Origin of the sequence: Bacillus sp. FSL W7-1034 (assembly GCF_038593365.1) — a bacterium.
GTDB classification, from domain to species: Bacteria; Bacillota; Bacilli; order Bacillales; family Bacillaceae; genus Bacillus; species Bacillus altitudinis.
On record NZ_CP151989.1, the window covers coordinates 263,172 to 284,918 of the forward strand.

Annotated in this window: 21 protein-coding genes; 15 read left to right on the plus strand and 6 right to left on the minus strand. The window is 42.3% G+C overall.

The window, feature by feature from the left end; translation table 11 throughout:
- Positions 1-334 precede the first annotated feature (334 nt).
- From NST73_RS01450 to NST73_RS01465, 4 genes are all read left to right on the plus strand, one after another.
- Positions 335-1,165 (plus strand): YitT family protein, encoded by an 831-nt coding sequence (locus NST73_RS01450; protein WP_025206673.1) that lies wholly within the window; start codon positions 335-337, stop codon positions 1,163-1,165.
- Positions 1,166-1,854: 689 nt separating this feature from the next.
- Positions 1,855-2,172, plus strand: coding sequence for a PadR family transcriptional regulator (locus NST73_RS01455; RefSeq protein WP_025206674.1), 318 nt, complete (start codon positions 1,855-1,857; stop codon positions 2,170-2,172).
- A complete protein-coding gene (locus NST73_RS01460) occupies positions 2,165-2,752 on the plus strand; it encodes a DUF1700 domain-containing protein (protein ID WP_144679718.1) in 588 nt (195 codons plus the stop codon). The genes NST73_RS01455 and NST73_RS01460 overlap by 8 nt, the downstream gene beginning before the upstream one ends.
- Entirely contained in the window at positions 2,749-2,919 is a 171-nt protein-coding gene (locus tag NST73_RS01465; RefSeq protein ID WP_162835678.1) for a hypothetical protein, read from the plus strand. The genes NST73_RS01460 and NST73_RS01465 overlap by 4 nt, the downstream gene beginning before the upstream one ends.
- Positions 2,920-3,128: 209 nt before the next feature.
- On the opposite strand, the gene NST73_RS01470 is transcribed toward NST73_RS01465, so the two are convergent.
- Positions 3,129-4,346, minus strand: coding sequence for a multidrug effflux MFS transporter (locus tag NST73_RS01470; RefSeq protein ID WP_144679716.1), 1,218 nt, complete (start codon positions 4,344-4,346; stop codon positions 3,129-3,131).
- A gap of 211 nt (positions 4,347-4,557) precedes the next feature.
- Here NST73_RS01470 and NST73_RS01475 point away from each other — a divergent pair, with 211 nt between their 5' ends.
- Positions 4,558-5,094 (plus strand): GNAT family N-acetyltransferase, encoded by a 537-nt coding sequence (locus NST73_RS01475; protein ID WP_008342165.1) that lies wholly within the window; start codon positions 4,558-4,560, stop codon positions 5,092-5,094.
- Between the two features lie 57 nt (positions 5,095-5,151).
- Here the strand turns inward: NST73_RS01475 and NST73_RS01480 are convergent, their stop codons facing one another.
- Complete coding sequence (locus tag NST73_RS01480; RefSeq protein WP_008342164.1) at positions 5,152-5,358, minus strand: hypothetical protein; 207 nt, start codon at positions 5,356-5,358, stop codon at positions 5,152-5,154.
- Positions 5,359-5,472: 114 nt separating this feature from the next.
- Between NST73_RS01480 and NST73_RS01485 the strand changes: the two genes are divergently transcribed.
- Positions 5,473-6,009 carry a DUF402 domain-containing protein gene (locus tag NST73_RS01485; protein ID WP_144679714.1) on the plus strand — a complete coding sequence of 179 codons (537 nt, stop codon included), beginning with the start codon at positions 5,473-5,475 and terminating at the stop codon, positions 6,007-6,009.
- 37 nt (positions 6,010-6,046) lie between these two features.
- Here the strand turns inward: NST73_RS01485 and NST73_RS01490 are convergent, their stop codons facing one another.
- Positions 6,047-7,660 carry a S8 family serine peptidase gene (locus tag NST73_RS01490; RefSeq protein WP_342473840.1) on the minus strand — a complete coding sequence of 538 codons (1,614 nt, stop codon included), beginning with the start codon at positions 7,658-7,660 and terminating at the stop codon, positions 6,047-6,049.
- Positions 7,661-7,848: 188 nt separating this feature from the next.
- Between NST73_RS01490 and NST73_RS01495 the strand changes: the two genes are divergently transcribed.
- The 4 genes from NST73_RS01495 to NST73_RS01510 all read left to right on the plus strand — a co-directional run bounded on the left by NST73_RS01495 (position 7,849) and on the right by NST73_RS01510 (position 12,340).
- Positions 7,849-9,333 (plus strand): amidase, encoded by a 1,485-nt coding sequence (locus NST73_RS01495; protein WP_144679709.1) that lies wholly within the window; start codon positions 7,849-7,851, stop codon positions 9,331-9,333.
- Between the two features lie 45 nt (positions 9,334-9,378).
- On the plus strand, positions 9,379-9,942 hold the full coding sequence (locus tag NST73_RS01500) for a TetR/AcrR family transcriptional regulator (RefSeq protein WP_024719023.1): 564 nt from the start codon (positions 9,379-9,381) through the stop codon (positions 9,940-9,942).
- Between the two features lie 80 nt (positions 9,943-10,022).
- Complete coding sequence (locus NST73_RS01505; protein ID WP_144679707.1) at positions 10,023-11,045, plus strand: quercetin 2,3-dioxygenase; 1,023 nt, start codon at positions 10,023-10,025, stop codon at positions 11,043-11,045.
- 161 nt (positions 11,046-11,206) lie between these two features.
- On the plus strand, positions 11,207-12,340 hold the full coding sequence (locus tag NST73_RS01510) for a zinc-dependent alcohol dehydrogenase (RefSeq protein ID WP_035390568.1): 1,134 nt from the start codon (positions 11,207-11,209) through the stop codon (positions 12,338-12,340).
- Positions 12,341-12,361: 21 nt separating this feature from the next.
- Here NST73_RS01510 and NST73_RS01515 read toward each other — a convergent pair whose 3' ends face one another.
- On the minus strand, positions 12,362-12,799 hold the full coding sequence (locus NST73_RS01515; RefSeq protein WP_007498406.1) for a MarR family transcriptional regulator: 438 nt from the start codon (positions 12,797-12,799) through the stop codon (positions 12,362-12,364).
- 262 nt (positions 12,800-13,061) lie between these two features.
- On the opposite strand from NST73_RS01515, the gene NST73_RS01520 reads away from it, so the two are divergent.
- From NST73_RS01520 to NST73_RS01535, 4 genes are all read left to right on the plus strand, one after another.
- The gene (locus NST73_RS01520; protein WP_061417791.1) at positions 13,062-14,570 is read left to right on the plus strand and encodes an AMP-binding protein; all 1,509 of its coding nucleotides are present in this window, start codon (positions 13,062-13,064) and stop codon (positions 14,568-14,570) included.
- Positions 14,571-14,637: 67 nt separating this feature from the next.
- The gene (locus NST73_RS01525) at positions 14,638-16,020 is read left to right on the plus strand and encodes an amino acid permease (RefSeq protein WP_019743569.1); all 1,383 of its coding nucleotides are present in this window, start codon (positions 14,638-14,640) and stop codon (positions 16,018-16,020) included.
- Positions 16,021-16,120: 100 nt separating this feature from the next.
- Positions 16,121-16,486: a VOC family protein gene (locus tag NST73_RS01530; RefSeq protein WP_008342155.1), complete on the plus strand. Its 366-nt coding sequence runs from the start codon at positions 16,121-16,123 to the stop codon at positions 16,484-16,486.
- A gap of 113 nt (positions 16,487-16,599) precedes the next feature.
- Complete coding sequence (locus tag NST73_RS01535; RefSeq protein ID WP_144679705.1) at positions 16,600-17,460, plus strand: alpha/beta hydrolase; 861 nt, start codon at positions 16,600-16,602, stop codon at positions 17,458-17,460.
- 39 nt (positions 17,461-17,499) lie between these two features.
- Here the strand turns inward: NST73_RS01535 and NST73_RS01540 are convergent, their stop codons facing one another.
- Positions 17,500-18,927 carry an alanine/glycine:cation symporter family protein gene (locus NST73_RS01540; RefSeq protein WP_017358609.1) on the minus strand — a complete coding sequence of 476 codons (1,428 nt, stop codon included), beginning with the start codon at positions 18,925-18,927 and terminating at the stop codon, positions 17,500-17,502.
- A 33-nt stretch (positions 18,928-18,960) separates the two neighbouring features.
- The gene (locus NST73_RS01545; protein WP_008342152.1) at positions 18,961-19,941 is read right to left on the minus strand and encodes a glutaminase; all 981 of its coding nucleotides are present in this window, start codon (positions 19,939-19,941) and stop codon (positions 18,961-18,963) included.
- A gap of 517 nt (positions 19,942-20,458) precedes the next feature.
- Between NST73_RS01545 and NST73_RS01550 the strand changes: the two genes are divergently transcribed.
- Complete coding sequence (locus NST73_RS01550; RefSeq protein ID WP_144679703.1) at positions 20,459-21,745, plus strand: sensor histidine kinase; 1,287 nt, start codon at positions 20,459-20,461, stop codon at positions 21,743-21,745.
- Positions 21,746-21,747 lie beyond the last annotated feature (2 nt).

Genomic DNA, 21,747 nt, shown 5'->3' on the forward strand with positions numbered 1-21,747 from the left:
AAATCAAACAGCCTCCTTTGTCGATCGGAAATAATGGATATGATATGAGGCAGTAGTTTAAATGACTAAAGTGTTTTTGTCAAGGAGAGGAATAAGCATCATACGACGGAAAAACCCTGAAAACATGCGGGTTTGAGTGCATAAACATACAGTTGAAATAATAGAAAACCAAGTCATTGACAGCCTCTAAAAAGAGATATATATTATGGAAAGGTTCATTTCAGAAAGCTTCATCAAAAGGCGCCGTCTTTTGATTTTTATTTTGTCCAACGACTGTCTTCTTTCGTGCAGAAAGAGGGTTTTTTATATGCTTAGAAAAGGAGGAAAGAAGAAATTGAAAAAATGTGTAAAAGATATTGCAATGATTCTAGTTGGTTCTTTTTTATTTGCTGCAGCTGTGAACATGTTTGTCATTCCACTTGAGTTTGGTGAAGGCGGCGTAACGGGGCTGTCCATCATTTTCTACTATATGTTTGAGATTGCGCCGTGGCTGACAAACCTTGTGTTGAATGCGATTTTATTACTTGTGGGGTATAAATACTTGGACAAGAAGACCACGATCTACACAGTGGTAGCTGTCGCAAGTAACTCTCTATTTTTACATTTGACCACTACATGGGTGGTGAATGTCCATGAATTGATCATTGGTTCTATTTTCGCAGGGATCATCATTGGTATTGGCATTGGTCTTGTTTTAAGAGCGGGCGGTACAACAGCGGGATCTGCCATTCTTGGGCGAATTGCGAATAAGTATCTAGACTGGAACGTGAGCTACGCCATCTTGTTCTTTGATCTAATCGTTGTTTTTGCTTCTTACTTTATTATTGGTGCGGAAAAATTAATGTTTACGATTGTGATGCTGTATGTGGCGACTAAGGTGATGGATTTCGTCATAGAAGGGCTTAACACGAAAAAAGCAGTGACGATTATTTCTTCATGCAAAGATGATATTGCAGAAGAAATCAATCACACCTTGGATCGAGGCGTGACCATTTTAAACGGTCGCGGTCATTATTCGAAGGAATCGAAGGAAATTCTCTATGCAGTCATTCAAAAACAGGAGCTGATGCGTTTAAAGAAAATCATTAAGAAAATTGATCGAGACGCATTCGTTGTTGTCCATGACGTGCGTGATGTGTTTGGAGAAGGATTTGTGAATATATAAAAAGTGAAAAAAGACACCTCCACTATAAAGTGGGGGTGTCTTTTCATATGTTGAGTGATTTTATGTTTAAGGGACTATTTTTTCAAGGTATCATCTTTTTTCTCGTTACTTTTCAGAAAGAAAAAACGTATACACTCAGCAATGGCGGCTCCCACCACAAACAGGATGATGGGTGTAATGGTAAAAGGTTGTTTGAAGATGAACAAATACACGATATAACACAAAGTTAGTGTAATGACTAAAGTGAGATAATTACTCCACATTTTTTTCAAGGTCATCAGCTCCTCGTTTTTTAAGGTCTACCATTATTCGGTATTGGTTGGGTTGAAAAGAACTAGCCACTTTCAGCCGTTCTCATCACTTTAATTCGAGTTGAGTGTTTGTAAAACTTAGTATGAAGTTCATAAGGATACGCCATTGTGAATGAACTTCTTAATTCCATAAAATTCAGCTTATCCCTTTAAAATAAAGAGATTAAATGAGTTGTTTTCTATGATATTCGTTCCTGTGTATGTTTGTTGTCTACAATAGACACACGCTAGATTTATCTTGATCAGGTGAAGCCTTGAAGAAAGAGAAACTTCCTGTATGAAAATTTATAGGGACGTTGAGAGTGAAAAGTTGCAAAAGATACCTCTTGTCACATCATACTATGTATTGTATAGTATAAATAGTTAGGAGTTGTAAACATGAATGCACAACTAAAAAAAGGATTACTGGAATTCTGTGTACTGGCGGTATTAAAGAAAGGCGATTCCTATGGTTATCAAATGATTAAAGATATGTCCCATTGTATTGAGATTTCAGAATCGACATTATATCCGATATTAAAGCGGTTAGAGCAAAACAATTATGTGGAGACCTATTCACAGGAACATAACAGTCGATTAAGAAAATACTACCGGATGACAAAGAACGGACGGGAGCATATCGCGCAATTTTTAGCGGAATGGGATCAAGTGATGGCGATTTACGACTTTATTTCTGGAGGACAGAGCAATGAATAAAAAAGAATTTTTAGCCAGCTTAGAGAAGCACCTGCATCGTCTAGGCGAAAAAGAAAGTGATCGGTTCATCGAGTATTACGATGAAATGATCGAGGATTATCAGGAAGATGGCTACAGTGAACAGGAGGCAGTTCATCAAGTCGGTCAGCCTGCCATTATTGCTGAAGGGATTTTAAAGGAACAAGGAATCAAAACCATTCAGGTGCCGACGTTTGGAGAAAAAGCCACAAGGCTCTCCATCCTCATTTTAGGCTTTCCGTTATGGGGCAGCATTCTAGCAACAGTCTTCCTGCTGATTCTTTCTGTGTATATGGTGATTTGGTGCGTTCCACTCGTGACAGGTACAATGACGCTAGTTGGTTTGCTCGGTGGTTTTTGGAGTATCATTGGTTCTCCATTTATTTCTCAGGATGGTTTGCATGTGGTGGTGACGCAGATCGGAGTTGGGATTCTTCTATTAGGTGTCGGATTATTAAGCGGCATAGCCACGGCGTATTTAACAAAGCTATTTGTGCAAGTGACTGTTCAAACCACTAAGGCATTCATGGGAATGTTTAAAAAGAAGGTCGTGAGAGTATGAACGTGAATGATTTAAAAAAGCAATGCATCAAATGGGGGATCATCTTCACCGTTGCCGGAGGAATTGTCATGGCAATTGGTTTTGGACTTTCAGGCTTTGACCTAGATGCATATCAAAACAATGACCAGAACAATGTGTTCCGCACGATCAATTGGAGCAAGCCATAAATGAAAGACCCGCTTATGCGGGTCTCAGCGTGTAGACAAACCCTCGCATTCGGTGTCAGTCCTGCGCTTCGGTGCTCACGAATGTCAAATTCGCTCCGCGCCGATGCTCGTCCTTCCTAGGGCTGCAAAGGTTTTCTATCACGCTGAAAAGAAGACAAAGAGCCAAAATAAAGTTCATTTTAGCCCTTTGTCAACAATCTGCGACCCGCTTATGCGGGTCTTTTTTTCGCTCTGGCAACAAAGAAAAAATAACAGCAAAGTGCGCCAAGGTCACAGAGCATAATAATCAGTCCCATGGGAAAGGCAGTCTGGCTTCCAGCTAAGCCGACAAGGGGTGTCATGCATGCGCCAAGAAGCATTTGTGCCACACCGATGAGGGCAGCGGCACTTCCAGCATGCGCACCGTGATGCTGCATCGCAAGAGAAGGAGCAGACGTGCCGACAATCCCAACGCTAGAGACCACAAAAAAGAGCGGAATGAGGATGCCATAAAGCCCTGCATCAATAGAGATCATCACACATAAGGTGACGCCTCCTAAAGCAGCTGTCAGCAGCCCAATGCGAAGGACTTTCTCCTCACCAATTTTCGCAGCAACGCGGGCAAATACTTGTCCGGCTGTGATGATGCCAAGACTATTCACCGCAAAGGCAGCACTGAAGCCCTGCGGAGAAAGGTTGAAAATCTCCTGCAATACAAACGGTGATCCAGAGATATACGCAAACATGGCGGCGAAGACAAGTCCTTGTGAGAGAGCATATCCGACAAAGAGTCGATCGCTCGCTAGAATTTTCATCGCACCTAGGATCTGTTTGAAGCCTCCAGTCTGTCTACGTTCCACAGGTAAGCTTTCTTTCAATGAAAACATCGATCTTAGAAGCATGAGCGCCCCGAGGATTCCTAGCAGAACAAACACACCCTGCCACGTCGTGAACCGTAACATTTGTCCGCCCACGATCGGTGCCGCTGCTGGAGCCACTCCGTTGACTAACATGAGCAAAGCAAAGAATTTCGTCATTTCTGAGCCTTCAAAATGATCTCGCACGATGGCTCGTGCAATGACAATGCCTGCTGATCCAGCAAGTCCTTGAATCAGCCTTAAAAGAATGAATGTCCAAATTGATGTGACCACTGTGCATAAAAGAGAGGCCGCAATAAAAATGATTAATCCAACCATCAGCGGCTTTCTTCTGCCGACTGTATCACTGATTGGACCTGCAATCAGCTGTCCAAGCGCAAGTCCAATCAAACAAGCCATGAGACTTAACTGAGACAGCGCCGTGCTTGCTTCAAAGTCACGGGCGATATTAGGTAAAGCAGGTAAATACATATCCATTGCCAGCGGTGCAAGGGCTGTTAAAGAGCCAAGAAGCGCGGCAAGGAGGAATCGATTTTTTTTCGATTCTTGGGGATAAGATAAAGAATTCATATGATGCCACTCCTTGTATACGTCCTCAAATCAGCATAATGAATCAAGCTTTCCATTTCAATCAAAATTTTCAAAGAAAATTTCGTGCAAAATAATTGATCTTTAAAAGAAGACTCTTTACATTGAATGAGTAGAGAAAAGAATCAGATCATCGGCATGCAGTGATTGCATGATACGTATATCCATTCATAGACAAACAGGAGGTGCTGGCATGGAGCAACAAGAGTTGATCATTCGTCAAGCAGTGAGTGAAGATCATGAGGCGATCACACATGTGCTGATCAAATCATACGCACAGTATGAGCCTCAATTTACAGAGGAAGGCTGGCAAAACTATTCTGCAGCACTGCGGGCGGCTGTAGATAACCCAAACATGGAGTTGATGCTTGTGGCCGAGCTTGAGGGCAAGGTCGTGGGGACCCTTCAAATGTTCCGATCATCAGAACAGGCATATGACAAGCCTGAGATGGGGATTACTTCAGCGATTGTCCGGTTTTTAGGGGTAGATCCTGATGTGAGAGGAAAAGGCATTGCAGAGTCATTGTTGCGTAAAAGTATAGAACTGACGCAATCGTGGGGCGAGAACGTCCTGTACCTTCATACGTCGGATAAAATGCAGGCCGCCATTCGTTTATATGAAAGAATGGGCTTTGAACGGGCACTTGATAAAGAATTTGTGAATCAAAATGGGACGCATGTGAAGAGCTATCAGTATGTGATCAAAAAAGAACAGCCGGCTGGCTCATAACACGCTGTATAAGAAGAGGAAGAGCATGTCCTGCATGGACGGGGCTCTTCCTCTTTCTCATGATACCCATACGTTCAGTGCCATATATGAAAAGCACCATGAGATTAATCCGAACATGACAAAGAATTTCAACACATGTTCATAAGGGGTCAGCTTTCGATCTCTTTTCGTTTTCACAAGCCGCCAGTAAAGGGCATAGCCACAAAAAACCAAGATGATTTGTCCGAGTTCTGCTACGGTTTCGATGATTGTGATTCCGTTCATTTGTTTTCACCTCACCATATGTCTTCCATAGGCAGCAGCAGTGAACCTTTATTTCTTCAAAAGAAAGCAGTGTATACTAGAATAAGAAGTAGATGCAGAAGGGGTTGTGACCGATTGTTTCCGCTATATGCAAATTCTTGGGATGACGTCATTGAGAGAAAAATCAAATACGATGATCAGGTTGTGGAACATATGTGTCAGCTGTTAGACGCACAGGAGCAGCAAGTCGTGTTGTTTCATAAAATTCAAGAACCATTTACAATGGTTGCTGGTGATGGCACTGTCACGATTCCAAAAGGGAGTTATACGACCGCCTATTATTGGACGGACCGGCCTTACAATGTCTATTTTTGGCGGGATGATCAAGGCAATGAACTTGGCTCTTATTTGAATATCGTCAGACATACATGGTTTGAAGAACGGACGGTTGTTTTTGAAGATTTATTGATTGATCTACTCGTTCTTCCGAATGGTGATTTCTTTGTTTTGGATGAAGATGAACTGCCGGAGAGTTTAGCTTCCTTTGAACACGGCTCGGTTCATCGAGCAATCCGTGATGTCATCCATTCGTTAGCGCACATCCTCGATCAAGTAAGGCTGGATGCGAAAGGGAAGTATCATCACACCCTCTTTCAGAAGATGTTGAAATAGAAAAAACGATTCCTTGCTGAAAGGAATCGTTTTTTTATCAAACCTTGATCCGGTTTAGTCGTTTTTGTAAAGCAGTTTTTGTTTTAGATGCTTTTAGTTGTTTGACCGCACTTTGGGCGGTTGCTTTTGTTTTCTTTGTTCGTTTGGCTTCGGCTTTTTTGACTTTTTGTTTGGCATCTGTCACTTTTTTTTGATAGGCGACTTGTTTTTTGACTTTGTCGAGCCGGTTTTGCAGGCTTGTTTTTTCTTTGCCTTTGGATAGCTTTTTAATAGCCGTTTGGGCACTTTTAATCGAGCCTTGGGTTTTACTTTTTTCAGCTGATTTGACCTTCGCTCGTGCGTCACGAATATCAATGGCTGTTTGGACTTTTTTGACTCGGTCAGTGAGTGCGGTTTTTTGTTTACTAGCAGTCAGTCTGCCAATTTTCGTTTTGGCTTGATCAACATCTGTCTGTTTTTTAGATGTTTCGGCTGTTTTGACTGCGCTTGTCGCAGTCTTTAAAAAGGTTGACTGCGGCACATATTGCACGCGGCCATAGCCGAATTGTGGATCTTTTCCTTTTGCACCAAGATCCACTGTATAGCTGCGCAATAAAGTACGGAGCTGAACATTTGTTTTCTTAGGATGTAGCTGTTTTAACAGCGCAAGCATTCCTGTGACATGTGGTGCCGCTTGTGATGTACCCGTTGCATACCAATATTCATTTTTCAAATAGGTACTGATGACGTTCTCGCCGGGAGCGGAAAATTCAATTCCTTTCCCCGTATTAGAGATGGAGGCGAGTTTGTCTTTGTCAGTCGTTGCGGAAACAGCAATGACGCTATTGTATGCGGCAGGATAACTAATCCCATTCTTCTTTCCATCATTTCCACTTGCAGCAACGACCAGCAGTCCTTTTTTGTATGCTTCATCAACTGCTGAACGTAAAATCGGAATGTTATCTTCAAAAGCTAGACTTAGGTTGATGATATCCATCTTATTGCTAATTGCCCAATCAATGCCTCGGAGCAGACTGTATAAGTCGCCTTCTCCTTTTTTATCTAATACTTTTACAGCATACAGCTTCACACCAGAAGCGACACCGACCGTACCGTAATCATTATTGAGCGCCCCAATTGTACCGGCGACATGTGTTCCATGTCCTTCATCATCTTTGTAAGAAGACGTGTAATTGACGAATGATTTACCGCCGGCTACCTTTAAATCTTCATGTGGGAAAATACCAGTATCGAGAACGGCTACTTTCACATTTTTCCCTGTCACGCCTTCTTTGATTGCTTGCTTTACATTGAGCTTCTGCAAGTTATAAGATTTTTGTACCAAAGCATCCTGACCAGTAGCAGCAGCTGTTTTTTTCACGGTAGAAGCAGCGAGTTTGACCCTAACGTTTTTTGAAACATAAGCGATGTTTGGGTCTTTTTTAAGTGAGGTGACAGCTTGCTCATCTGCTGTCACTGCTACAGCTGGAAGATGTATGTATTGAGCGTTCACTTTTTCACTTTCTTGAATAGCCGTCTGTTTTCCTTTTTGATTTTTATAGACGATGATGACATCTGTTTCTTTTGGTGGTGCAGCTGCCTGCGAATGGAAGGGCAAAGCAGTTGTCAAAGCAAGAAGAAACGCGATGACCACGACGATTTTCTTTTTCAAGGCAATGGCTCCTTGCATATGAGGTGACCTCCGTCTTTTTTTCTTTATTATATCGGAGAAATAAGATAGATGGTTAGAAGAATCATAGTCTAGAAAGAAAGTTTTTTTCACACGTATCCCGAAATTGAATTTCATAGAATTCTAGTAGACAATAGAGAGATCATAATATGAGAAAGAAGGACATGCCGATGAATGTAAAAGAGTATATGACGTATGATGCGACGGGACTGGCGTCACTTGTGCAGAAAAAGCAGGTCACGCCCGAAGAACTTGTACAAGCTGCATTTACTAGATTGGAAGAAGTGAATCCCGTACTAAATGCGGTGATTCAGACAAGACGAGATCAAGTGTTCAAAGACATGAAGTCACTAAATGCGGATCAGCCGTTTGCTGGTGTTCCGTTTGTGTTGAAAAATATATCGCAGGGGCTGGAGCATGAACCTTTGACGGCGGGTGCTTTGCTGTTAAAGGATGTAAAGGCGAAAACAGATTCCCACTTTGTCCGTCGATTGAAACAGGCTGGGCTCCTCATGATCGGTCATACGAACACACCTGAATTCGGATTGCGAAATGTGACAGAACCCTTTTTATATGGTCCGACGAGAAACCCTTGGAATGCTGACTATTCTCCGGGCGGTTCAAGCGGCGGGACGGCAGCAGCTGTGGCAAGCGGCATCGTACCTGCGGGTGGAGCGAGTGATGGCGGAGGGTCTATTCGGATTCCGGCATCCTTTACTGGTTTATTTGGACTCAAGCCAACAAGGGGGAGAACACCGGTCGGCCCGGGTGCAGGAAGGCAGTGGCAAGGAGCTTCCATTGACTTTACACTCACAAAAACAGTTCGAGACAGTGCAGCCCTGCTTGATTTGCTTCAAGTCATTCAGCCAGAGGCTGCGTTCCAAACGCCATTATATGACGGCAGCTATCAGGAGGACTTGGTGAAACGAACGCCTTCTATGCGAATTGCTTACAGTGTAGACTCTCCAGTAGGCACGAAGGTGAGTGAGGAAGCAAAGCAGGCAGTCTTGAACACTGTGAAATGGCTGAGTGAACAAGGGCATCAAATAGAAGAAGTGAAGCCGGACATTGATGGTGTCCATCTGATGCAGCAATATTACGTCATGAACAGCGGTGAAATGTCTGCCTTATTTACCTCTCTGGCTCGTTCATTCGGGCGTCCGGTGAAGCCGGAGGAGACAGATATTGTGGCATGGGTACTGGCGGAAGCAGGAAAAAATGTGACGGCTGCTGCTTATACAGAAAGTCTTGATGCATGGGATATGGCCGCTGCAAAAATGGCCGCATTTCATCAAACCTACGATCTATATGTGACCCCAGCTACTGCCTATTCGGCTCCAAAGGTTGGCGAGCTGATGCATAACGATCAAGAAATGTCTGCATTGTTACGTGTGTCATCCCTTTCAATGCAAGCACAGCAGGATCTGATTTATGAAATGTTCCTCAAGAGTTTGACCTACACACCATTTACACAGCTGGCTAACCTAACCGGCCAGCCATCTATGAGTGTGCCAGTTCATCTCACAGAAGCAGGCATGCCTTTAGGCGTACAGGTGACAGCACCGAAAGGAAAAGAGGACTGGCTGCTCAGACTGGCGTCAGAAATAGAATCATCCTCATTATGGAAAGGAACGCATCCATTACTGAATCAATAATACAATGGCATTGACGTTGGTCTATGGAGGAAAGGAGTGTCACACGTGAGTACGAAGGACAAAATCATTCAAACGGCCGCACTTCTTTTACGTAAACAGGGGTATCATGCGACAGGGTTGAATCAAATCATTAGAGAGAGCGGCACGCCGAAAGGGTCTCTTTATTATTACTTTCCAAATGGAAAAGAAGAGCTAGCCATAGCAGCCGTTGAATATATTAGTCAAAGGGTCATCGATCAAATTGAAGAAAGTTTTGCCTATTCTGATGACCCATATGTCGCCGTCGATCATTTTATGACAAATATCATTCGGGGTTTTATGGAGCAAGAAAGTGAAAGAGGGATACCGATTGTCTTACTGGCGGCAGAGTCAAAACCTGAACATACAAAACTTCATGCTGCATGTAAACAAGAAATGATTCGCTGGCAAGAGCTTGTCAAAGAAAAGTTGATGAATAGCGGATATGATGAAACAAAAGCGGATGAGCGGGCATCTCTCCTTCATTCAATGGTCATCGGCGGATTATCAATGACTACTGCATTAAAGCAAACGACACCTTTAGAGCACGTAAAATGTTACCTTAGACACTTATTTATGCGAGAAGAGTAAAATCTCTCGCATATTGCCTATCTATTATATCAATTGGTCTATATAATAAAGATAGTCAATTAGTCATGAGGAGTGATGGGATGTCGGAGCAACCACAATCGATCAAGCAATCCGAAGATACCTCTTTTTATACCGTGTCAGGTTCGGGGGAGCTGTATGGTTTGGAAAATCAGCTTGTACATGTGCTGGCAGAAGCAAATCAAACAAATCAACTGTTTGAGCTTGTCTTAATCACAGGTGGGAAAGGTGCTTACTTTCCGCTGCATTGTCATGAGACGCTATTTGAAACCATCTTTGTGCTGGAAGGGAAGCTGGAAGTGATACTGGACGGTAAAAAGTATATGATGACGGCCTGTGATTATATTCATATTCCGCCCAAAACAATTCATGGCTATAGAATGCATAGTCACAAAACAAGGTTTATTTCTTATACACTGGGCGGGCAAATGACAGATGTCTATCTGCAAATCGGAAAGAGGCTGTTGCAGAATGAATGGCCGATGACTGATCACCCATTTGATGCAGACAGCTTTCATCAGGCTGAAAAAGAAAGCGATATCATGTTGATGCACGGCATTAGGGAGCTATCCAATACAACCAAGCCAGCTGTTTTGTTTCATAGTCAGCTCCCGCGCGCAGTGCAGCCATATGTGCTGGAGGCTGGTGAAGGAAAGCAATACATGGTCGAAGGTCAGCTTCATGAGCTGATTGCGACAACAGAAACAACAGGAGGCGGATTCAGTTATTTTGTGATTGAAGGGACAAAGGGAAAAGGCTTACGTCCGCATTATCATGAAGTGCATACAGAAGCACTTTATTGTGTTGAAGGCAGAATGAATCTTCAGTTAAACGGAGAAAATATTTGCTTGATGCCGGGGGATTTTGCTTATATTCCTCCGAATACCGTTCACTCGTATGAATTAGTGTCTCATTCAAATAAATTTTTGGTTTTGCTGCTGCCTGGCTATATTGAGCAAGTGTTTGAACAATTTGAAGAAGCACAAAGTCCAGGTATGTGCCCTTATTTTATACAGGAAGGGAACATGATGGAGGGTGGGGAGACCTCTGCTCAGTATGATTTGGTGTTTGTCGAAGAAAAATAGCTGTGTAACGCGTTACACATATTGAAGTAAACAACCTGCTGAATCAATCGGCGGGTTATTTTGTTTTCCCTTATGGAACAGCATCCATATTCATATGCATGAACCATCCATTCAAGGTGAAGCTATAGAAATGATGACTTGAACTAAAGGAGGAAATGCAGATGAGAGCTGTCACCTATCAAGGGAAAAGCCGCATTGCGGTAAAGGAAGTAGCTGCACCATCTATACAAGATCGTGAAGATGTCATCGTTCGGATAACATCTACAGCAATTTGTGGGTCAGATTTACATTTATATCAAGGGAATTTCCCGCTTCCTATTGGCTATGTGATTGGGCATGAACCGATGGGGGTGGTAGAGGAAGTCGGGCCGGATGTCACTGCGGTGAAAAAGGGAGATCGTGTCGTCATTCCATTTACCGTGGCGTGTGGTCAATGCCAGTATTGCCATCACCATTTAGAAAGTCAATGCGATCACTCAAATCCCCATTATGATTCAGGCGGACTTTTTGGATACAGTGAGAAATATGGGAATTACCCCGGAGGACAGGCTGAATATTTACGTGTGCCCTTTGGAAACTATACACCATTTAAGGTGCCGGATGATTGTGAGTTAGAGGATGAACAATTGCTGTTTTTATCAGATGTTCTGCCAACTGCTTATTGGAGTGTAGAACACGCAGGTGTAAAAAAGGGGGATACGGTCATTGTGCTAGGATGTGGACCTGTTGGGTTAATGGCACAGCAATTTGCTTGGCAAAAGGGCGCAGAGCGGGTCATTGCTGTTGATTACATAGACTATCGCCTTCACCATGCAAAACGAATGAGCGGCGTAGAAGTATTTGATTTTACAGAAGACCCTGACATGGGAGAAACCCTAAAAGAGCTCACAAAAGGTGGGGCGGATGTTGTCATTGATTGTGTGGGGATGGATGGGAAAAAGTCACCGCTTGAAAAGATTGAACAGAAGCTCAAGCTGCAAGGCGGAACGATAGGGCCCATTCAAATTGCCACAAAAGCCGTGAGGAAATGCGGGACTGTTCAGCTGACGGGTGTGTATGGAGGTCTTTACAATATGTTCCCATTGGGTGCTTTTTTCGCAAGAAACGTCACGCTGAAAATGGGACAGGCGCCAGCGAGAGGGTACATGTCAAAGCTTTATCAAAAAGTGACAACCGGGGAAATTGATCCTAGAGCGATCATCACACATCAATTGCCGCTAGATGACGCAGCTCATGCGTATCACATATTCAATGAAAAACAAGATGATTGTATAAAAGTCATCTTAAAGCCATAAAAAGAAGGCTTAGGATATTTCCTAAGCCTTTAATGTGCGCTCGTCCATCATTTTTTCGATTAATTCAAAAAATGTTTTTTTATCTTCTTCTGATAGGTGATTGAACAGTTGATTGACAAGTAGCTGACGATTGTCGATCATTTGTCTGGCGATTTGTTCACCTGATTCAGAGAGTGTAATCCATACCGTACGGCGGTCATTGTTATTTCTAGAGCGGATAATCAGCCCTTCATCTTCTAAGTGATTGAGAGCGGTTGTTGTTGCGGAGGGAGATAATGAAACTTCCTGCAGAATATTTTTCACAGTACATGATTGATGGCGGTAGATGATGCGTAAAATAAACCCTTTTACATTCGTGACGTTTTTCGGGATATTCTCTTCATCTATTCGTTTCGTCGCCTTTAAATACTTTGTCAGTGCATGGTCTAACAAACTTGCCTCTAGCTCGAAATGTTGCATTCTCCATACCTCTTTTCCTATTGCATTCGCATTTTCCGATCAATTACTAGGTCTATCTTATCATAATAAGCATCATCATTTAAACCAAAATGGAAGACGGCTATAAAATTACCTATATTATCAATTAATAAAAGGAACAATTCCAAAATGAAATGATTTTACTTTCATCTCTTTTTATTTTAGAATGTGAATGAGATAAAATCTACCAATCCAATTCTCTGGAAATTGGCTATTGGACATCAAACGTTTGGAGATGAAGATATTGAATACTTTACAGGCATTACTAAACGACAGAATGGAACGCTCTTCACAAATTGAAGCGGTAACTGGCGGAGGTGTGTCTTATACATTTGAAGAATATGCAAAACGCATTGATCAGCTGGCACATTACTTACACCGTAAAGGAATTCGAAAAGGTGACCGGGTGTGCTTTATTTGTCAAAACCATCATCACTTTTCTACGATTATGCTGGCAGCCATTAAAGCAGGTGCAGTCGCCGTACCGCTTAGCTGGCAGCTTACCTCTTTTGAGCTAGAAGGTATCTTGAAAAAAGCAGAGCCAAAGGCTTTATTTTTTGACCGTGAATTCCGTGACATCATTGCGGCAGTGAATGTGTCTTTAGAAGATTGTCTCATGGTGGAATCTGGTGTCAATGCGAAAACAACACAGCTGTTTGAAGACATATTGGCGTCTAATGATGGAAGTGATCTTGCTGAAGAGGTATCAGAAGAAGATTTGGCCATGATTTTATTCACCTCAGGTACAACAGGCAATCCAAAAGGCTGTATGGTCGGACATGGACGAATCTATCAATTTTTAACACGACGTGGGAATCGAGGATTTGATCTGAAAGGAAAACGGTACTTGGCAAGTCATCCGCTGTATCATATGAGTTCTATTAATCACTTGATTGCAGCTGCAATTGAAGGGTATACGTTAGTCTTCTTACATGATGCAACACCGAAACGCATTTTAGAAACGATTGAGAAAGAAAGAATTACGTTTATGATGGCTTTCCCATCAGCTTATACGTACATGCTAGAAGAAATGAAGCGCGGTTCGTACGATCTCTCATCTTTTGAAATTGCGATTTCTGGTGGTACGAAGGTACCGGTACGCTTAATTAAAGATTACAAAGAAGTAGGCATTCAGATGATGCATGGCTATGGAAGTACAGAAGCGTGGGTTGTGAGTGCGTGGCATCCAGCGATGGGCGAGGATAAGATGGGCTCTGCTGGTAAAGTGGATCCGGATGTAGAAGTCAAAATCGTGCATCCTGAGACAGAAGAGGCGCTCCCAGCTGGAGAAATTGGCGAGGTCGTCATGAGAAGCCCATTTTATTTCTTAGGCTACTATCATCAACCTGAAGCGACAGAGAAAGTGCTCAAAGATGGCTGGTTCCATATGGGGGATGCAGGCTATCTGGATGAAGACGGTTTTCTTTACATCACAGGGAGATACAAAGATGTGATTCTATACGGTGGGGATAATATTTATCCTGACCAAGTGGAAGAGGTCATTGATCAAATTCCAGGTGTAATTGAATCTGCTGTCATTGGGGTACCAGATGACTTATATGGTGAAGTACCAAGTGCGTATATCGTAAAAGACGAATCTGTCGATTTCTGCGAAGAAGATGTGGTGAATTACTGCAAGGAACGTTTAGCAGATTACAAAGTGCCATCCATTCATTTCACGCAGGATCTGCCAAAAAATAAACTTGGTAAAATCATGAAGAAAGATTTACGTGAATTGGTTGTGAATGCGTAGGACCTATTCTGCTATAATGAAATTTGAATGATTTTTTTGTTTTTCTAACGTTTTGGAGGGAAAGGGTTTGCGACATATACTTCGTAAGAAACACATTCACGATTTGTTAGAACAGAGCAGACAGCAAAAGGTAAAGAAAACACTGGGCGGGCTCGATCTCACGCTCCTTGGCATAGGGGCTGTGATTGGGACGGGGGTCATGGTGTTAACCGGAATTACAGCAGCTAAGGATGCAGGACCGGCTGTTATTTTCTCCTTTGCGATCGCAGCGATTGTGTGCAGTTTAGCAGCACTTTGTTATGCAGAAATGGCTTCCGCGCTGCCAGTGTTCGGCAGTGCGTACATTTATTCATATACCACAATGGGTGAACTCGTAGGTCATCTCATGGGATGGACGTTATTATCTGTTTATATGCTGACTGCTTCAGCTGTAGCGAGTGGCTGGTCGAGTTATTTTAACAGCCTGCTGGAGGGGTTTGGAATCTCAATTCCACATCAATTTTTAGCTGGTCCAGAACAAGGCGGATATATGAATTTGCCAGCAATTATCATTGCTTTACTCATTGCGTGGATCCTATCTAGAGGAACGAAAGAAAGTAAAAAATTCAATAATATCATGGTGTTTGTGAAACTTGGCATTATTGTTCTTTTCATTGTAGTAGGTGGTTTTTATGTAGAGCCAGCCAATTGGCAGCCGTTCATGCCGTTTGGTACGGAAGGGATTATTGCTGGAGCCGCTGCTGTGTTTTTTGCCTTTTTAGGGTTCGATGCCATTTCGGCTTCTGCAGAAGAGGTGAAAAATCCACAGCGGAACCTGCCAATTGGCATTATTGGTTCATTGCTCATTTGTACGATCATTTATATTGTCGTTTGTTTGGTGATGACAGGCATGGTGCACTATACGAAGTTGAATGTGACAGAGGCAATGTCTTATGTATTGCAAAGTGTCCATCAACATAGCGTGGCTGGTATTATTTCTGTCGGTGCTGTGATTGGATTGATGGCTGTGATTTTCGCCAATAATTATGCGGCAACTCGAATTGCTTTTGCGATGGGGCGGGACGGGCTCTTGCCTAAAGTGTTTTCAAAAACAAACAAAAGTGATACACCGGTTGCCAGTATATGGGTGATTGGCGGGATGACAGCTGTTATTTCAGGGTTTATTGATTTGAAGGATCTGTCCAACCTAGCCAATATTGGTGCATTATTAACGTTTGCGATGGTGAGTTTATCCGTACTCATTTTGAGAAAGACACATAAACAGCTGGAAAGGGGATTCCGGGTTCCGTTTGTACCGGTTTTGCCAATTATCTCGATGGGCTGTTGTGTGTTTCTGATGCTCAATTTACCAGGCCGGACATGGCTGTACTTCGGGGTTTGGCTGATTATCGGTGTCGTCATGTACGCAGCGTATTCTAACAAACACAGTGAATTAGCGAAATCTGCTTGAGAAAAAGGTGCAAATCCGTTGACGATTTGTGCCTTTTTTCATACGATTTGGGATAAGCTATATAAGAGATAATGAACGGAACAAGAGGAGGATGAGGGAAATGATCAGCGTTAGTCCTTATATTGTTGTAGAAGACGTCAAAGAATCTCTTCAATATTATCAAGGAATTTTTGGCGGAGATATTCGTATCTTAAATGAACATCAAGACCGTGTATTGCATGCTGAGCTGCACCTTGGAGAATCACTGCTCCACTTTTCAGATACATTTGGCCGCACACCAAAACCAGAGAATCTTCGATTGATCATGCAGTTTGACAATGAGGAAGAGTTAAAGGCTGTATACGAGGCGCTTGAAGCTGACGGAGATGTCCTTGTGGAATTACAGGATACGTTTTTTGGCGCACTTCATGGACAAGTACAAGATCGGAAGAATGGTCTGATATGGGTGCTGAATTATATGAAATAAATAAAGACCTTCACCCTTGTGAAGGTTTTTTTGTGAGTGTTTTTATTTTCTGAAAAATGGAAAATATGCTATGTTGGAAGAATGATAAGACATGGGGAAAGGGTGGAAAAGGAATGGATCAAGTTGAGTTTCAATATATTCAAACAAACGGCATAAAGCTTCATACGGCAATGGCTGGTCCTGAAGATGGCCCACTGCTGGTTCTGCTGCATGGATTTCCTGAGTTTTGGTATGGTTGGAAAAATCAAATCCTCCCCCTGGCTGAGGCGGGGTATCGTGTCGTTGTTCCTGATCAAAGGGGGTACCATCTGAGTGACAAACCGGAAGGAGTCGAATCATACGTCTTAGACAAATTAAGAGATGATATCGTGGGATTAATTAAGGCGCTGAGCCCAAATCAAAAGGCTATTGTCGGCGGACATGATTGGGGCGGAGCGGTTGCTTGGCACCTTGCTTCAACCCGTTCTCAATATGTAGAGAAATTAATCATCGTCAACATGCCGCATCCTCGTGTGATGATGAAGGTCCTTCCGTTTTATCCGCCGCAGTGGAAGAAGAGCTCTTATATCGCGTTCTTTCAGCTTCCAAATGTACCAGAGGCAGCCCTTCAAGAAAATCACTTTCAAAGACTGGATGAAGCCATTGGACTGTCTGCTAGACCTCATCTGTTCACGAAGGAAGATGTCTCAAGCTATAAGCTGGCATGGACGCAGCCTGGAGCCATTACGTCCATGTTGAATTGGTATCGAGCGATTAAAAAAGGCGGCTTTGAAAAACCGATTTCCAAACGAATTCTCGTGCCTGTCCGAATGATTTGGGGAATGGAGGACAAATTTCTAAGCAGAAAGCTCGCAAAAGAAACGATCAAAATTTGCCCAAATGGACAGCTGATTTTTGTCGATGATGCGACTCATTGGATCAATCATGAGAAACCAGATGTCGTGAATAAGCTCATTCTCGAATTTTTAGCATAAAGAAATAAGCTCTGATCATATGACCAGAGCTTATTTGTTTTATCCGATTTGATTCTTTTTCAAGGAAACAGGTTCGTCGTCCCAGCATTCAATCTCTTCATTGTTTGGAACGGCATTTTTATAGAAAACAGGATCTTTGCCTTCTTTTTTCTGTCTCATGTAATCCTTCAGTGCTGCAAAGGCGACTTTGGACAACATGGTAATGGCAATGAGGTTGACGATGACCATGAGACCCATGAATAAGTCGGCTAGACCCCAAACGAGAGGAACAGTCGCAACAGCTCCGAAAAGAACCATGCCAATGACAGCAACACGATAGATGTTGAGCCAAATTTTATTCGCTCCCAAGAACTCAATGTTCGTTTCACCATAGTAATAATTACCAATTAACGTACTAAAAGCGAATAAGAAAATCATGATCGCCAGGAATCCAGAAGCCCAAGGCCCAATGTGCTGGCTTAATGAAGCCTGAGTTAGCTCAATTCCTTCCAGATTGGTTGTTTTATACGCATCAGAGAACAGAACAAGAAAGGCTGTACTTGTACAAATAATTAACGTATCTGTTAACACACCAAATGCTTGGATTAATCCTTGTTTGACTGGGTGGCTCGTGACAGCAGTTGCTGCTGCGTTAGGGGCACTACCCATACCGGCTTCGTTTGAGAAGAGACCGCGTTTAATCCCTTGTAACAATGCTCCACCTAATGTACCGCCGGCAAACTGTTCAAATCCGAAAGCATGCTTCACAATCGTACTGATGACACCTGGTAGTTCAGTGATATTTGTGATAATGACAAAGAAAGCAATCCCGATGTAAGCAACGGCAAGAAAAACGACAATATATTCAGATGCTTTTGCAATCGCTTTGATTCCTTTGAAAATAATGAACGCAAAAATAACAGCCATAACGATTCCGACAGTTAAACGATCTAGGCCAAAAGAGTTTTTAAAAGCGACGGTGATTGTATTTGATTGCACTGCGTTAAAGACAATCCCAAAAGAGATCGTGATCAGGATGGCAAATAAAATCCCCATCCAGCGCTTATTTAACCCTTTTTCCATGTAATAAGCAGGTCCACCGCGGAATCCTGTTTTATCTTTGACTTTATACACCTGAGCTAGTGTACTTTCAACAAAGCTTGAAGCAGAACCGATAATTGCGACGATCCACATCCAGAAGATTGCGCCAGGTCCACCGATCGCAATAGCGATGGCAATCCCTGTGATATTCCCTGTTCCTACACGTGCTGCCATACTGATGGCAAAAGCTTGGAACGGTGAGATTCCCTCTTTTTCTTTTCTTCCTTCTTTTAGAACACGCAGCATTTCTTTCAGCATTCTGACTTGCAGGAAGCGTGATCTATATGTGAAGTAGACCCCTACTCCAAGTAACAGAGCAATGATTAGATAAGTCCAAATAAAATCATTTGTAGTTGTTAAATAAGATAGCAAAGCTTTTTCGTTCATAACATCACCTCTTCGAATTCATCACTGTTCTTTTTAAAAAATACTGAGATCCCACTCTTTGGCGAGTTTCTTCAGCATCATGACACCGGTAATACTATTTCCACAATCGTCAATGGCGGGACCATAAATGCCGATACCGCAGCCTGTCTGAAATGGGAATTCTCTTCTTGCGCTTGGCGGAACGCAAGCCATGATTCCTCCAGACACACCACTTTTGGCTGGAACGCCTACGAAAGCAGCAAAATTACCAGACGCATTGTACATGCCGCATGTCAGCATCAATGCCTTTGTTAGTCTTGCGATATCTTTTGGGATGACTTGGACTTGTTTAAAGGGATGGTAGCCATCACTTGAAATAATCAGTCCAATCAAGGCGATGTCCTCTGTTGTGACCTCAATGGAACATTGCTTTAAATACACTTCTAACGTGTCCTCGACATCTGATTCTAAGTAATTGGTTTCTTTTAAATAATAAGCAAGTGCCCGGTTGCGGTGTGCAGTTGCCCATTCTGATTGATAAACCTCTTCATTAACAGAAGGACGCTTCCCTATTAAGTTTTCGATTAAATCGAAAATATATGCTAGCTTTTCTGTAGAAGTCTTTCCAGGAAGGATGGAGGATACGGTAATAGCTCCAGCATTAATCATTGGATTAAAGGGCTTCCCTGGTTTATGCATCTCAAGGCGGTAGATGGAATTAAATGCATCACCAGTTGGCTCTACATCTACCCGATCCAAGACGTACGGAACGCCTCTTCCTAAACAGGCAGCTATAAAGCTGATGACTTTTGAGATACTTTGCAGGGTAAAGGGAACGTCCCAATCACCATAACGTACAGATGATCCATCTGGGCCTATCACGCTGATACCAAGTTGAGAGGAATTTACTTTTCCGAGTGCTGGAATGTAGCCAGCGTTCTGCCCGTTTTTGTAATACGGACGTATTTCTTCTGCCCATTGATCAACAGAAGACTGGCATGCGTGTTGTGTATTATTAGAAATTGCTGTTTTCATACGATTCCTCCAATCAAAAATCAAAAAGTACCCTATTGAATTGGCGGATGACAAAAAATGCGATCAAATAGGCACGAAAACATGTTACACATCTTCAAAGAACTTGTCATGCGCTGCTTGTACCACTCCTTTACACCTAAATATATGTTCAAATGAAGGCTTTGGCGGCGAAACAACAAAAAGGGTTTTTAGTGAAAATTCAGAAAACGCTTACATATAGTTTCACTAAAATTGTTCATTCAATTTATCTTGGAAACTACACAATCTGACGAAAATCTACAGAAAAACTTACAAATAAAAATCAGTCTGCATGTAATTGTCTAAACAATTCCCATTATTGTAGACAATCTCCAAATCGTAGAATGGCTGAAAGGTCACCTTGCCTTCTCGGAGAATAGTCATAAAAAATGATTTTGAAGAGAGAAGTAGCCGTGAAAATAATTTTTTTGCTCATTGTGAAGCAAAGAGTCTCCTTGTATACTGTGGCTATGTAAACAGGGGAAGGGATGTCAGTCATTTGAGTTTAAACCAGCTTGTCAAAAAAGACGCATTTATTTTGATTTTTATGATCGTCATTGTGCCGCTTGCGGGAGAGCTGAAGTTTTATCCTGTGAATGAAACATTTCGTATTAGTTTTGGGGCACCTGCGTTTTTCTTTTGCTTATTACTTTTAAGAAAATCAAGACCATTGCTGCCAGGGTTTTTAACAGGCGCAGCCATTGTCCTATTTCGGGTAGGTTTAGATCTTATTCAGCAAAAAGCTGATCTGGCTCTGTCATTTTATCAGCAGTTTCCGAGCTTCTTTTTTTACTTTACTTATGCTTTTCTTTTCTTTGTTGTCCAAACAGGACGTTTCAAGCAGCGTTCCATTTTTATTGGGCTGATCGGACTGATGATTGAACTGCTTGCTGATTTTGTTGAGCTGTTTGTACAATTTTTAGTGTTTGATACAACCATGACTTTCTCAAAGCTGAGTGATATGATCCTCATTGCATTTGCTCACAGCTTCGTGGTCATCAGCTTTTTTAATATGATGAGGCTGTATGAGGCACAATCAAGAGAGAAACAAATCATGAAGCAAAATGAGCATATGATGATGGTCATTTCAAATTTATATGAGGAAACAGTTCATTTAAAGAAAACGTTAAATCATACAGAGCACATAACGCAAGAATCCTATCGGCTCTATCGTCTGCTGAATGAACATGAGGCAGGAAAGAAAGTGAGTCAGGAGCTGCTGAAGCTTGCAGGGGAAATACATGAAGTTAAAAAGGACAATCAGCGTATTTACGCTGGGCTTTCAAAGCTGATTTCAAAGGAAAACATGCAAGATTATATGAGGGCAGAGGATCTTGTTCAAATCGTGATTCGCATTCAAGAGAAATATGCGCTATCTCTCGGGAAGAACATTTCCTTTACATCTGATATAAAAGGCATTCACTTGCATGAGTATCATGTGTTCATTTTCTTATCGCTGATTAATAATTTAATGGCAAATGCAGTTGAAGCAATCAAGGATGATGGAGCCATCTCACTCGTATTAAAAGGCAGTCATGATAAAATAGAGATTCGGGTCGAGGATGATGGACCGGGTATCCCTGAGAAATTGAGAGAGATTGTATTTGATCCTGGATATACCTCAAAATTTGATGCATATGGAACACCGTCAACTGGGATTGGCTTATCCTATGTGAGAGAGCTGGTTCAAGAGCTGGACGGTCAAATCCAGATTGAGCAGAAAGAAACGAAAGGAACAGCTTTTCAGCTTGTCCTTCCGATAAAAAATTTAATACAGAGAGGGTGAGT

Bases quoted from the DNA above. Each gene is read 5' to 3' on its own strand.
- NST73_RS01455 (WP_025206674.1), top strand. From the start codon at position 1,855: ATGAATGCACAACTAAAAAAAGGATTACTGGAATTCTGTGTACTGGCG.
- NST73_RS01460 (WP_144679718.1), top strand. From the start codon at position 2,165: ATGAATAAAAAAGAATTTTTAGCCAGCTTAGAGAAGCACCTGCATCGT.
- NST73_RS01465 (WP_162835678.1), top strand. From the start codon at position 2,749: ATGAACGTGAATGATTTAAAAAAGCAATGCATCAAATGGGGGATCATC.
- NST73_RS01470 (WP_144679716.1), bottom strand. From the start codon at position 4,346: ATGAATTCTTTATCTTATCCCCAAGAATCGAAAAAAAATCGATTCCTC.
- NST73_RS01475 (WP_008342165.1), top strand. From the start codon at position 4,558: ATGGAGCAACAAGAGTTGATCATTCGTCAAGCAGTGAGTGAAGATCAT.
- NST73_RS01480 (WP_008342164.1), bottom strand. From the start codon at position 5,358: ATGAACGGAATCACAATCATCGAAACCGTAGCAGAACTCGGACAAATC.
- NST73_RS01495 (WP_144679709.1), top strand. From the start codon at position 7,849: ATGAATGTAAAAGAGTATATGACGTATGATGCGACGGGACTGGCGTCA.
- NST73_RS01505 (WP_144679707.1), top strand. From the start codon at position 10,023: ATGTCGGAGCAACCACAATCGATCAAGCAATCCGAAGATACCTCTTTT.
- NST73_RS01510 (WP_035390568.1), top strand. From the start codon at position 11,207: ATGAGAGCTGTCACCTATCAAGGGAAAAGCCGCATTGCGGTAAAGGAA.
- NST73_RS01515 (WP_007498406.1), bottom strand. From the start codon at position 12,799: ATGCAACATTTCGAGCTAGAGGCAAGTTTGTTAGACCATGCACTGACA.
- NST73_RS01530 (WP_008342155.1), top strand. From the start codon at position 16,121: ATGATCAGCGTTAGTCCTTATATTGTTGTAGAAGACGTCAAAGAATCT.
- NST73_RS01535 (WP_144679705.1), top strand. From the start codon at position 16,600: ATGGATCAAGTTGAGTTTCAATATATTCAAACAAACGGCATAAAGCTT.
- NST73_RS01540 (WP_017358609.1), bottom strand. From the start codon at position 18,927: ATGAACGAAAAAGCTTTGCTATCTTATTTAACAACTACAAATGATTTT.
- NST73_RS01545 (WP_008342152.1), bottom strand. From the start codon at position 19,941: ATGAAAACAGCAATTTCTAATAATACACAACACGCATGCCAGTCTTCT.